The following is a 13,279-nucleotide window of genomic DNA, read 5'->3' on the forward strand; positions in this document are numbered from 1 at the left end:
AGAGGAAAACACGAGATGCTGTTTTTTCTTCTGTTTGAGCTTATTGCTTGATGCAGGGCAGCCTTTTCACAACTTCTTTTTTATTTCCGTTTGAACATACTTTTGACGCCACGTTTTATTACATCAAAAAAGCTCAATGATTGAACCATATGACTAGGTTCCACATATTTTTTAATGGCACGAAGAACCTTTTTTGGTTCTTTGGAAGAAAATGTATATGTACCATTTTTCTTGGTTTGAATGGCATAACGTGGGATCCATTTTCCTTTTAACATGACTGAAGCAATGACATAGTCAACCTCTTCCCAAGGGATTTGGATAAATTTACGTGTATCTCTTGCATGATAAAACTCAAAACCTCGATCTCCAATCATAATTTTACCGTAGTCGGTCAACCCAGTAAAAGCTGTGGCATCAATTACCAAATCAACTTTTGTATTGATCGATTGAACCATTTAATCACTCCTATTATTTTATCTACTTAGTATACTATCGTCTCCATATCAAAATCTCAAGTAGGACCAATGAATTATTGAACCTTTCACGACTAAAGATACGAATCTTCTCAGTTAATTGATAAAAAAGGCTCGGGACTATGCCCGAGCCATATTTTTATTATAAAAGTCCAATTACGTGACCAACTACACCAACAACGAACAAACCTAAGATGATGACAATTGGAGAAACTTTTTTCTTCAATAACCACATGCATAGTAATGTTAATGCTAGAGCAGCTAATCCTGGAATCAATTGATCCAAGTTATCTTGTAATGTCGTTACTTTTTCAGGACTAAGCGCCAAACCACTATTCACTTGTTCAAAAGCACTCTTAATTCCTTCTCCACCAGAAGGTAATTTGTCCCACTCAATATAAGCACCTTTATCCAACTTAACTGTTGACACGACAGGTAAGAATTTGATTGACACCCATCGTTGTACTAAGGCGGCTAATACGAACATCCCTAAAATAGATGCACCTTTTGTTACGTCTTGTAGTAAACCACCAGATAAGTCATCAGTGATTTTAGAACCAGCTTTGTAACCAAATTCTTGTGTGTACCACATAAATGACCAACGAATAATGTTCCAACCTAAGAAGAAAATGATTGGGCCAAGGATATTACCACCTAATGCTAGAGAAGCTCCAAGCGCTCCTAACATTGGACGTACAGTAAACCAAAAGACTGGGTCACCGACACCGGCTAGAGGTCCCATCATACCAACTTTAACCCCTTGGATTGCAACGTCGTCCACTGGTGCGCCATTTGCACGTTCTTCTTCTAGTGCTAATGTAACACCTAAGATTGGTGAAGCAATATATGGATGTGTATTGAAAAATTCTAAATGACGTTTTAGAGCTGCGGTACGCTCTTCTTTCGTTTTGTATAATTTTTTGATTGCTGGGATCATAGAAAATGCCCAACCACCATTTTGCATACGTTCATAGTTCCATGAACCTTGAATGAAGGTAGAACGCCATGCAACAGCTAAACGGTCTTTTTTAGATAAAGTAATTTTTTCTTCTGCCATTTTTATTTTCCTCCTTCAAGATTAATAGTCATTCAAAATGTCGCCTAGAGGGTCACCTGAATTGCTTCCGCCACCGTTTGAAGATCCTCCCATTTTAGAAAGGTTCAAGTAGATAAGAGCTAAAGCAACACCTAGAGCACCTAGGGCAATCAATGTTAATTGAGAAATTGCAGCCACAACAAATCCGATAACAAAGAATGGCCATACTTCTTTTGTTGCCATCATGTTGATTACTAATGCGTAACCTACAGCAACGACCATTCCACCACCGATAGCCATACCGTCTGTTAACCAAGCAGGCATTGATTCTAAGAAAGAGCGAACTGTTTCAGCTGGGATAAATAGTAGAGCCCCTGCAGGAATTGCAATACGGATACCTTGTAAACATACAGCAATGATGTGCCACATTTCAACTTTACGAATATTTCCTTCTTCTGCTGCCGCATCCATTAAATGAACGATAGGAACAGCAATTGTACGTACGATCATTGTTAAGAATAATCCAGCAACAGCAAGTGGTACAGCAATTGCGATAGCTGATGGTACACCTTTCACGCCTTGGCCACCTAAAACTAAAATAATTGCAGATGCAACTGACGCTAATGCAGCATCGGGTGCTACAGCAGCTCCGATATTTGCCCAACCAAGAGCGATCATTTGAAGTGTACCACCTAATACGATACCTGCTTCAAGGTTACCGGTTACTAAACCTATTAATGTACATGCCACTAGTGGTTGATGGAATTGGAACTCATCTAGAATCCCTTCCATTCCAGCTAGAAAGGCAACAAATACGACTAAAATCATTGAAATAATAGACATGATAAGCCTCCTATAAATATTAATATTTTTGAATTATGCTTTTGATAATTCAGTCTTCGCTTTTTTAAGAATTTCGTTCATATTGTCTCGAGAATCATTTGGTACTTTACGTACGTCAAATTTAACTCCTTTGCTTTCTAGTTTTTCAAAGGCCTCTACATCTTCAGGTCCCATTGATAAAACTTTACTTACGACAACTTTCCCAACTGAATGGGCCATTGAGCCTACATTTAATTCTTTAATATCAACTCCAGCTTCAACTACTGTTAGCACATCTTCAGGATTTTCAAACAATAGTAATGCTTTAGTATTCCCAAATCTTGGATCTTTTGCCACTTCGATCATTTTAGAAATTGGAATAACATTTGCTTTTACGCCTGGAGGAGCTGCTTGTTCAATCAATTTCTTACGTAAATCATCTTTTGATACCGCATCAGATACTACAATGATTCGATTTGGTTGAACAGCTTTTGTCCATGCTGTAGCTACTTGACCATGCAACAAACGTGAATCTACACGAGCTAAAACAAATTTGATCTTGCCATCGCCCACTACTGTTCCTTCAGGTAAAGCACCTTTTGGTTGGCCATCAGAAACTGCAGCTTTTGGTGCTTCTTGTGGTTCCAACTCTTCAGGTTTGACTTTTACACCCTCTTTTGCTGTTTCAATGATATGCGCAGCAATTTCTTGTGCTGATTCCATTGAAAAACGTGATGCGTAAGCTTCTATCAACATAGGCAAGTTCAAACCACTAACGATTGCCCATTTGTCTTTGTGTTCTTCAAACAATGTGTTTGCTTGATTAAACGGCGTTCCGCCCCATAAATCAACTAAGAACAATACTTCCTCTTGATTATCAAAAGAAGCAACAGCCTCTTCTAATTTGGCTCTCAAGTCATCTGGACCTTCACTTGGTTTCAAAATAACTGCTTTGACGTTTTCTTGTTCGCCAAAAATCATTGAACCAGATTGTAAGATTCCTTCAGCAAACTGTCCATGACTTGCTAGGATAATCCCTACCATACTTATACCTCCTATTTCTTTTTGTTGTAACTAAATCAAAAATTAAAAATAATTGCTAACCATTACAACAGATGAATTTGACCATTTTCCAACAACAATGTTATGCCTTTTTGGTTTTTGCCAGTAATTCCATCAAAAGGATTTTCCTATCAGCAGGTACTTTTCGAATTTCTAATTCTACTCCTTGTTGATTCAAGAAATGAAATGAATCGATATCATTTTGGTCAACCGACACAAAATTTGTGATCATCGTCTTTCCTTCTGAAAAACTCATGCCACCGATATTCAATGAATTCAACTGTACACCACTTAAGACAAGTTTTTCAACATCTTGAGGATTAGTAAACAATAGCATCACTTTTGTTTTCTCTAGTAAACCACTTTGATAAACTTGGATCATTTTGTTCACTGTGATCACATTTGCTGTAATCCCAGGAGGAGCAGCTTCTTTTAAAAGAAACTTTCTCAATTTATCTTGGGCTACTAAATCACTAATAACAATGATTCGTTCAACTCCGGTCAGCTTCGACCAAACAGTTGCAACTTGTCCATGGATCAAACGATCATCTATACGTGCTAACCGAATATCCATTAGCAAATCTCCTTTTGTTCAACTACTTCACAGAAAACCCTCTCATTTTCTGTATATAGAACCACTTATTGGCACACTTATATAAAAGCAAGAACCGTGCCAACTTTTTAGCGATACACTAAAGGAATTTAAAGCTTTTTTAGACGACACACAAAAAAGATACACTAAAACAGTGTATCTTTTTTGTGTGTTTATAAATTAGTGTATTCATTTTTTGACAATTCATTACGAATTAACGTTAATAGATAATACACTTCTGAAACCGGCGTTTTGAAGCGAATTGTTTCTTCTAGTTTTGATAAGACTTGCTGAATCGTTTGAAAAAGTGGGTCAGCCATCGCATCTTCTAATTCATTTTGTTCTACACTAAGTGGTTCATTTAGTAAAATACGCTCAATCATACCTACTGTATGCAAAACTAAGTTGATTTCAAAGCCATAACCATAATTTTCAATTGCAATTGTTTTCGTTATTTCATTACTAAACGTCCATAACGGATCAATCAATTTAGCCCCATTGATGAATGTAAAATTTTGGTCGATAAATTTTAAACAGGTTTGTTTAGCTGCCTCTTCATTTAACGGAACCTCTTCTGTCTCATCTAATTCGGCTTCCAATAATAATTGATCCAAGATCAACTCGATACTTTGATCAATAAAGCGCTCCAACGGAATAAAAGGAGCAGAAATATTCGGATCAGTGATACCAGTTGTAGCAATAATTTGATAAGTCTCTTCTATTTTAGGCAACTCTTTTTCCAATTCGACCACAGAAAGTGCTAAAACCGTCAACTCTATCTCTTGTCGCTTACTTACAGCACGTTCGATTAACTCTTTAATCCTTTGTGCGGTGCCTTCACCTGATGCACAAATTGCTACAATTGCTTTTTTTCTAAATGAAACAGGCTCATTTTTTTCTTCCATTGATATTTCTGCATACCCGCGAAAATTTTTCAAAGATTCATACAACATATCTAAATCTGTTCCTAATACAGAAACTTTTCGCACCGTTTCTAACACAAGAGAAGTCGTCACCATGTCAACAGTTCTCACAGGAATCCCAGTATCTCGTTGAATTTGAGAATTAAATGAAGCAAGTGACCCCATATCTACTAATAACATCGTTCCACTGCCTTCATCGACTTCTTGAACGGTGCGCTCAATTCGACTAAGAGCTGTTTTAGGATCCATATCTAAAGGCATATCAACAGCCCGAACATTATCTGCATCTAATAATTGTTGAACAACTTGAACCATACTGCTTGCTGTGCTATTTCCATGAGCTGCAACAACGACACCAATTCGTCCACTCGCTTGATTCGCTCTCAAAGAAACAATTAAAACAGTTAAATAATAATCTTCACTCTCAGGAATCGTTACTTGGAAATAGTTCTCAATATATTTTCTAACTTTTTTTGCGACTTCGTATTCTGTGGGAAAATCAATCGCCATTTCGCGTATATTATCATTGGTATGTCGTTCTTCTCCGATATTAATCCTTTTTAAAAAAGAACTAATGTGAAGGCTCATGGCATAAATAAAATTTTGCTGAAATTCATAAGGCAAAGTATCCTTTACCATAACATAAATTTGGTTCGTTACTTCAATGATTTTCGGATCAACAAATTCAGCTAGTTTATTGTCTGCATTAAATGAAAATCCATGATCTTTATAAAATGACTTTAAATGAATATTAATGTCTGTTGAAATAAAGTGATTGATCGCTTCTTGGTCTAAACCATCAGACTTTAGCAAAGCCGCTTTATCTCCAATGATATCATAAAGATTATAGGGAAGTTCGTAGGAATCTGATTGAATTTTCATGATTGTATCATTCGGGTAAACCGTGATTTTTGGTTCCAATAACTTGGATAGTTCTGACATTTCTCCTCGGTTACTTGCTAACTGTATCAAACCACTTCTAATACCTTCAGTCAGATCATCAACGGTAATGGAAATTTTCGATGAATTGATATGATTTAAAAAGCCACGAGCACACACTAATTGGATATTTGATTTTAATTGTCCAATATTTCCATAGGTGACGCTACCAATCAAGGCTTTCACTACGTCTTCGGTCAGAGAAATTTTTCGCTGAATACGATTGGCTTCATGAGCAATCATAATTTTAACTAAATCAATTTTTTCATTTGCTGGACGTTTCTCAAAAGAAGGTAGTTGGATATTAATTGGGATTCTTCGTACGAAAGTCTCCAAAAGAGAAGAACCAGGATCTTCCGTTGTCGCTCCTACAATTCGAACATTGGCGTGATGGGTTTTAGATGTTTCCCCTAACCGGCTGTAAGTACCATGATCCATAAAGTAAAAGACCATTTCTTGTCCTTCCGGTGGCAAACGATGAATTTCGTCCAAAAACAACATACCGCCATCCGCTTCATCAATAATTCCAGTTTTTTCTTCAAGCGCTCCCGTAAAAGCCCCTTTTGCATGTCCGAACAAATGACTCATCAATAATTCTGGATTATTCGCATAATCCGCACAATTAAAAACAATTAACTCATTTTCATCAGTAATAACATGATTCGCTTTAGCAAAATGAAACATGGCATGAGCAAAGTACGTCTTTCCTGAACCAGTTGGTCCTGTGATTAAACAGTTCAATCCTTTAGGTGGATAGAGAATGGCTGCTTTGGCTTGTTCAACAGAATTTTTCATGCTTCCATTGGCACCGATAATCTTCGAAAAAATATCTTTCGTGTCTAACCGTATTCTCTCTTGTTCATTTTCTTCTATATATTTTTCTTTATAACTAGGAACATGCTTTGATAACGGTTTCTTATAAGTCGTTGACTGTAAATTATAGGTGTAGCGAACAGGTCTACTATCTGTCTTTACCAGCTTACCTTCTCGCACTAACTGATTCAAATCTTTGCTCCCATTGGCACGTTGAATCCCTAGAGCATCAGCGACTTCTTTAGTAGTGACACCGTCACTCCCATTCCCTTCAAGTGAACTGGCAGTTTTTTCTTTGACATATGCGTAGATTCGATCAATTCGTTTGGCCAAAACGTCCACTCCTTCCCTATACTAATCCCATTTCTAGCTTTTTACTCTAATCTATAATATTAGTTATTAAAATTCATTTCGTCAACTATTTATATTAATTCCTAAACGTTTTTTCCCAGCTACAATAAAAATAGCTATAATTAAGAATTTTATTCTTACATTATAGCTACGCAAATATTGTTTATTTATTTCAATTTATTTTAAACATTCTCATTATTAATCAAGGCTAATTTTTTAAAAAGTTGTTCTAGTTCTTTTTCTTGGAAACGTTCTGGAAACATATTTGCCAAATCTGTAAAACTCAAATTTTTGACTAAATTATAACGACTTTTGTCTTTCCAATGTGGAAAATAGTCCAAAATTAATTCACGGCTAGTCGCTTTTCTCCAAAAAACTTTAATCGGTCGTTCAGAAATCTTTCTATTTTCATTGTCTTGTTTCGGTTGATTCCAATTTAGTTCCATCCATTCCGTACAGCTGTTGAACCACCGAGCAAAACGCTGATCCACCATTTCTTCTTTTGCTCCGTACCATTCAGATGCCAAGGAAAGACCGTGTTTCCCTTTTTGAAAAATCATCGTTTCAAAAGGCACTTCATTTTCTTCCAATGCAACTAAATAGCGCAAAGAATTTTCAATCGGAACAACATTATCTTCAAAGGTAGAAAACAAAAATGTCGGTGGTGTGTTATGACTCACTGTCGTTTCCAAAGAAGGGGCATCTATTTGCATGACCTCACTAAAGGATTTTAAAATTGCAGGATAACCCAATAAACACAAACTCGGTTTTCTTTCTAATAAATTGGACATTGCTGCTGCTAAATGTCCACCAGCAGAAAAACCAAGCACAGCAACCTTGTCCGTATCAATTGCCCAATCTTGTGCTAAAGCGTCAATTTTAGCTAGTGCTTTTTCTCCATCTTCTAATGCTTTTTTAAAATGACGATGCTCTCCAACATGATAACGTAACACCCCTGCGTGATAACCATGAGCCAGAAACTGTAACGCAATCGGCTCACCTTCACGTTCACTACAAAAATTGTAACCGCCTCCAGGAATAACCAATACAAACGGTCGTTTCCCCACCCGTGAAAATTCTGGTTTTTCCTCATGCAAATAAACGGTCAAACTTGCGTGAGCAGTTTTATCAAAAGAAAATGTTTCAACAAACACTTTAAATCCCCCTTTAGCATCCTAATTTTTGTCCTTTTCTTGGTTAAGTATACCCAATTTTGCCACTACCCTCTATCAAAAAATTATGGTTTGTATAAAATTAATGAGGGTTTTGATTCATCAGTTCCCTGCGACAAAAGATTAGGAGCAGAAAAAAAGTTTATTGAAAAAATCGTTTTAAAGTATTTTTTTCAATAACTAAAACAGCTTTGGCTTCCTCTTCAACCACGGTTAAGGTTTCACCTGCTTCCACTGATTTTAACAAAACAAAGGAGTACCTCTCTAAAAGGCACACACGGAAGCAAAGAAAACTATCACACAGGTTGAACTAAAAGCACCTTCTCCAAAATAATACACAATCCTTACAAGAAAATGAAGTTTGTCTACTGTTTAAAAATAGCATGCAATTTTAATGGCACAAAAAAACCTTACTCCTTTAATTAAAAAGGAATAAGGCTAATTATTTATTAAGCTTCTTGAGCGACTGGATAAACAGATACCTGCTTTTTGTCACGGCCTTTACGTTCAAAACGTACTACACCATCAACTTTAGCAAATAAAGTGTCGTCTCCACCAATACCCACGTTTACACCTGGATAGATTTTTGTACCGCGTTGACGGTAAAGAATTGATCCACCTGTAACAGTTTGTCCGTCCGCACGTTTCGCACCTAGACGTTTTGATTCTGAATCGCGTCCGTTAGATGTAGAACCGCCACCTTTTTTGTGGGCAAATAATTGTAGATTCATTGATAACAACATGGTCTGCACCTCCTATTTATCATTGATTGTTTCAATTTGAATATATTCTGAATTTTCAGTTTCTATTGATTGTAATCCCAATAAGAGATTTTCTAATAGAATTTCGGCAATATTGTTTTGTTCTTGTGTCATTCCTGAAGTGATTTCGGTATATAAATAACCGCCTTCTTCTTCATTCATTTCGACAATTGGCTCAAAACCAGCTAATGCGGCAATCCCATTGACCGTACTGATTGCTAGTGCAGAAACTCCTGCACAGACAATATCACTGCCATAAGGACCAGCATCGGCATGCCCTGTCAAAGTAAATGAAACGATCTGACCAGCGTCATTACGTTTAAATGTTCCTTTGATCATTATTCAGGCCTTCTTTCTCAAGCGCTAATTAAGCGTTGATTGCGTCGATAACCACTTTTGTGTATGGTTGACGGTGACCTTGTTTACGGTGTGAATGTTTTTTAGGTTTGTATTTGAAAGTAACGACTTTCTTTTGTTTGCCGTGTTTTTCAACAGTTCCTTCAACAGTTGCACCAGAAATTGTCGGAGCGCCTACTTTTGTAGATTCGCCACCTACTAAAATAACTTCGTCAAATACAACTTTTTCGCCTGCTTCAACGTCAAGTTTTTCAACATAGATTGTTTGTCCAACTTCAACTTTTACTTGTTTACCACCAGTTTTAATAATTGCGTACATGCTATAAAGCACCTCCTTATAATAGACTTAGACTCGCCATCCAGAGTGACAGTTACCTGTACTTCTTAAACTCGTTCTGTGCGGTTGTAGCTGTGGAGTACACAATTACAACAGTACTAGATTACCATAAAACAAACATATCCGTCAACTCTAAATAATGTAAACTTCTTTCTAACAAGTGATTCAATCGCCATTTTCTTTTTTCTTATTTATAATAAAGAATAGAAAAGTCAAAGGAGGTTAAGTAATGAATTACCCTGAGGAATTGGTTCAAGAAGCCACAGCCAGAATGAAAAATCGACCAGTAGAAGGTTTTGTTGCTGGTCAAGGACCACGCCAACCTAAGCTAATGTTGGTAGGTGAAGCGCCTGGGAAAACAGAAATTGAAAACCATATTCCCTTTAGTGGTCAAGCGGGCAAAGAATTAATGCACGCACTTTCACTGGCTGGTCTATCTCGTGAAGATGTTTATATCACCAGCGCTGTTCGAAGTCGTCCCTATCGTACAGTGCAACGAGTGAATAAACGGACACAGCAAATGGAAATTGTCTATCCCAACCGTACGCCGTCAAAAGCGGAAGTATTCGCTCACGCTCCTATCTTGGATTACGAAATTGAACGTATAAAACCAAAACTGATCGCTACTTTAGGGAATATTGGATTGCAACGCTTATTAGGTCATTCTTATACCATTTCAAAAAATCATGGACAATTGTATACCGGCCCTATTTTAAGGCTTAACGAGCAAATGGATGCTTATGAATGGAGTCAAAAAAATTATCAAGTCTTACCACTTTTTCACCCAGCAGCTATCTTTTACAATCGGACCTTAGCAGAAACCATCCATAACGATTGGCTAATATTAGCCAAATGGTTAAAAAAAAGCGATGAAATTTAAGAGGTAATTTTTTAAAATTCTAAAAAAGCAGAGACAATTGACGTCTTCTGCTTTTTATTATTAAGTATATTGTTGATACAAAGCTGAGAGCGCATGAGCCACAGTTGGATGTTGTTCAAACCCTTCGTTTTTCCATAAGTGCTGTAATTGCTTCTCAACTTCTGGTTGCATAGAAGTATAAATAATTGCTTGCCCTCTACTTTCCGCTTTTTCTTGAAATTCATCAAAAATTGCTTTAGCAGTTAGATCAATACTAGGCACTCCACGCATAGAAAAAATAATCCCATCTTTGTGGTTTAGCTGTTCCAAAGTATTCTTTAACTTTTCTGCTGACATAAAAAATAGGGGACCGCTGATATAAACAACTGTCCAATTTTCTAATTTCTTTGTTTCTGGTAAATTCATTCGTTGCCAATCGATCCTCTCAGCAACAATAGTAATTACGGCGCTTTTGATAACAAAGAAAATGCAACCGCCAATAATGCCGATTATGATAGCAATGCTTAGATCAAAAACAACTGTACATCCCATAGTAAGCAAAAATAAGAAGATTGCAGACCAATGTTTCTTTGTAAATAATTCTTTGATCGTTTCCCATTCATTCATACGCCAAGCGGTGACAATCAACACACCAGCTAAAGCTGGCATAGGAATACTTGACATGATCGGAGCCAAAACAACCATAGATAAGAATAAAATAAAGGCGTGGATCATACCCGCTAATCTTGTTTGTGCTCCTGATTTAATTGCTACGCTCGTTCTAGCAATCGCCGCAGTCGCTGGAATCCCACCGAAAAAAGGTAAAATTAAGTTTCCAATTCCTTGAGCCACTAGTTCTTGGTTACTATCTAATGGTTTGTTTGCCATTCGTCCAGCTGAAGCTCCGCAAAGTAAACTCTCCACCATTCCAAGTAGTGCGATACTCACTGCTGGTATCATAACTTCTTTTAAAGCAGACATGTGGAAAGCTTCCAGTGTCAAATGGTGGCTACTAATCAAAGTTTGAGGAATTTTTCCAACTGTTGCAATCGGTAATTGAAACAATAACATCGCCATCGTCGCAAGAATAATCGCCAATAAAGAACTAGGCATTTTTTGCGCCCATTTTTTAGGATAAAAGAGCATACCAACAATCACTACTATTCCCATAATCATTGCTGAAAGATTGATTGGAAAACCAAGAGCTTGGTAGCTACTTAACTTTTCAATAACGTTTGCGCCTTGAGAGTGCACGCCAAACAAATTATCCACTTGTCCTAAGGCAATAATAATAGCAATTCCTGAAGTAAAACCTGTGATAACAGGTGCTGGGATAAACGAAGTAAGTGTTCCTAATTTAAAAATACCAGCTAGTAATAATAAAAAACCTGCGAGAAAAGTAGCCAGCAATACACCGGACATCCCTTGTGAAGCTGCAATGGACATTAAGATGGCAGCCATTGCACCAGTCGGACCTGAAATTTGATAAAAGCCACCCGATAGCCCACCGATAATCAGTCCTGCAATAACAGCGGTAATCAAACCAGCTGCAGCATCTGCTCCACTAGAAACTCCGAAAGCTAATGCTAAAGGTAAGGCAACTGCTGCAACAGTAATCCCTGCTAATAAATCTTTTTGGAATTTTAAACGATTATATCCGTCAAATTCTTCTTTTAATAATAAAACATATTTTTTTAGCAACCTAGAGACTCCTTTTTTATCATTTTTATGAAGCACACGAGTACTAGGATAGCATATTTTTTTCAGCTATGTCATGTTTTTATAAAATTGCAGAATCTTTCATGAAAATTCCGGCAGAATAAGGCTAATTTATAATAAAAGAGTAATTAGACCGACGAACGCAAGTCCGCCTTGCTTTAGCAAAATCATCTTATCACTGGTCAGACTTCCGTAAGCTGCTACCAATAAAATATAAATCAATAACAAAGCTGAAATTTCTTTTGGAGCAGATGAAAAATAAGCCCCATATAACAGAGCAACTCCAAGTAACCCATTGTAGACTCCTTGGTTTTTAAGCAAAGTTTGAACGGTTGGATGATTTAATTCTTGTTTATTTAGTTTAAATACTCGCCCCGTTGTTTTTGATGCCGTGGCAAATGTCTCTAAATACATAATGTAGAAAAATTCAACAGCCACCAACGTAATAATCAATTGTGAAAATAATGACATACCCTTTTTCCCCCTTTACTCTTTTCACCTATTAACGGTTGGAATAAGTATAGCTGAATCCATCAAAAATAAAAAATCAAACATACTAAACTTTTATAAGAACTTATTCAACCAAGAAGAAAAATGCCCCATTTTTAGTTAAAGAGTCCCCATCCATATGTCAAATAAAAAATAGCTCTATTTGACTAGTACAATGCTAAAGTGAATGCTCGAGCAATTTTTTAAACGAACCACCAAACATCTACATAAATAGTTGTTTGACACTGTAGATTTTATCATTTCTAAAGAAAGAGTATCGTTGCTTTAACCACTGGGCATCAAAAATTTTTTATTCTGTCCGAAGAAGAGATAATTTTTGACGTGCTCACGAAAAAGAAGTTCTTGCCCCACATTTTGGCACAAAACAAACGAAAAACCGTTAGAAACAAACGTTTCTAACGGTTTATTTACGTCACAGGAGGGATTCGAACCCCCGACCGTCCGCTTAGAAGGCGGATGCTCTATCCAGCTGAGCTACTATGACAAGCTTTTCGGAACAAAAATAATTATATAAAATCATTTTGTTTCTGTCAATATGAAATAGTTATTTTAT

Annotated in this window: 13 protein-coding genes, 1 tRNA gene and 1 other annotated feature; of the genes, 1 reads left to right on the plus strand and 13 read right to left on the minus strand. The window is 36.8% G+C overall.

What is annotated here, in order from left to right:
- Positions 1–80 precede the first annotated feature (80 nt).
- The 10 genes from EVI01_RS02555 to rplU all read right to left on the minus strand — a co-directional run bounded on the left by EVI01_RS02555 (position 81) and on the right by rplU (position 9,620).
- Complete coding sequence (locus EVI01_RS02555; protein WP_010751507.1) at positions 81–455, minus strand: DUF956 family protein; 375 nt, start codon at positions 453–455, stop codon at positions 81–83.
- A 160-nt stretch (positions 456–615) separates the two neighbouring features.
- On the minus strand, positions 616–1,530 hold the full coding sequence (locus EVI01_RS02560) for a PTS system mannose/fructose/sorbose family transporter subunit IID (RefSeq protein WP_010751508.1): 915 nt from the start codon (positions 1,528–1,530) through the stop codon (positions 616–618).
- A 21-nt stretch (positions 1,531–1,551) separates the two neighbouring features.
- The gene (locus tag EVI01_RS02565) at positions 1,552–2,352 is read right to left on the minus strand and encodes a PTS mannose/fructose/sorbose transporter subunit IIC (RefSeq protein WP_010751509.1); all 801 of its coding nucleotides are present in this window, start codon (positions 2,350–2,352) and stop codon (positions 1,552–1,554) included.
- Between the two features lie 33 nt (positions 2,353–2,385).
- On the minus strand, positions 2,386–3,375 hold the full coding sequence (locus tag EVI01_RS02570) for a mannose/fructose/sorbose PTS transporter subunit IIB (protein ID WP_010751510.1): 990 nt from the start codon (positions 3,373–3,375) through the stop codon (positions 2,386–2,388).
- Between the two features lie 100 nt (positions 3,376–3,475).
- Positions 3,476–3,967, minus strand: a complete 492-nt coding sequence (locus tag EVI01_RS02575; protein ID WP_010751511.1) for a mannose/fructose/sorbose PTS transporter subunit IIB — start codon at positions 3,965–3,967, stop codon at positions 3,476–3,478.
- Positions 3,968–4,158: 191 nt separating this feature from the next.
- Complete coding sequence (locus tag EVI01_RS02580; RefSeq protein ID WP_010751512.1) at positions 4,159–6,993, minus strand: sigma-54-dependent transcriptional regulator; 2,835 nt, start codon at positions 6,991–6,993, stop codon at positions 4,159–4,161.
- Between the two features lie 200 nt (positions 6,994–7,193).
- The gene (locus EVI01_RS02585; protein WP_010751513.1) at positions 7,194–8,165 is read right to left on the minus strand and encodes an alpha/beta hydrolase; all 972 of its coding nucleotides are present in this window, start codon (positions 8,163–8,165) and stop codon (positions 7,194–7,196) included.
- Positions 8,166–8,632: 467 nt separating this feature from the next.
- Entirely contained in the window at positions 8,633–8,926 is a 294-nt protein-coding gene (gene rpmA, locus EVI01_RS02590) for a 50S ribosomal protein L27 (protein ID WP_010751514.1), read from the minus strand.
- Between the two features lie 12 nt (positions 8,927–8,938).
- Positions 8,939–9,283 carry a ribosomal-processing cysteine protease Prp gene (locus EVI01_RS02595; RefSeq protein WP_010751515.1) on the minus strand — a complete coding sequence of 115 codons (345 nt, stop codon included), beginning with the start codon at positions 9,281–9,283 and terminating at the stop codon, positions 8,939–8,941.
- 28 nt (positions 9,284–9,311) lie between these two features.
- Entirely contained in the window at positions 9,312–9,620 is a 309-nt protein-coding gene (gene rplU / locus EVI01_RS02600; RefSeq protein WP_010751516.1) for a 50S ribosomal protein L21, read from the minus strand.
- Between the two features lie 19 nt (positions 9,621–9,639).
- Positions 9,640–9,716, minus strand: a sequence feature (ribosomal protein L21 leader region).
- Positions 9,717–9,867: 151 nt separating this feature from the next.
- On the opposite strand from rplU, the gene EVI01_RS02605 reads away from it, so the two are divergent.
- Complete coding sequence (locus EVI01_RS02605; RefSeq protein WP_010751517.1) at positions 9,868–10,518, plus strand: uracil-DNA glycosylase; 651 nt, start codon at positions 9,868–9,870, stop codon at positions 10,516–10,518.
- A 60-nt stretch (positions 10,519–10,578) separates the two neighbouring features.
- Here the strand turns inward: EVI01_RS02605 and EVI01_RS02610 are convergent, their stop codons facing one another.
- The 3 genes from EVI01_RS02610 to EVI01_RS02620 all read right to left on the minus strand — a co-directional run bounded on the left by EVI01_RS02610 (position 10,579) and on the right by EVI01_RS02620 (position 13,210).
- Positions 10,579–12,198: a SulP family inorganic anion transporter gene (locus tag EVI01_RS02610; RefSeq protein ID WP_010751518.1), complete on the minus strand. Its 1,620-nt coding sequence runs from the start codon at positions 12,196–12,198 to the stop codon at positions 10,579–10,581.
- A gap of 129 nt (positions 12,199–12,327) precedes the next feature.
- Entirely contained in the window at positions 12,328–12,687 is a 360-nt protein-coding gene (locus EVI01_RS02615) for a DUF1304 domain-containing protein (protein ID WP_010751519.1), read from the minus strand.
- 449 nt (positions 12,688–13,136) lie between these two features.
- Positions 13,137–13,210, minus strand: a tRNA-Arg gene (locus EVI01_RS02620).
- Between the last annotated feature and the right edge of the window lie 69 nt (positions 13,211–13,279).

It is taken from the genome of Enterococcus villorum, from assembly GCF_007990225.1.
GTDB lineage: Bacteria > Bacillota > Bacilli > Lactobacillales > Enterococcaceae > Enterococcus_B > Enterococcus_B villorum.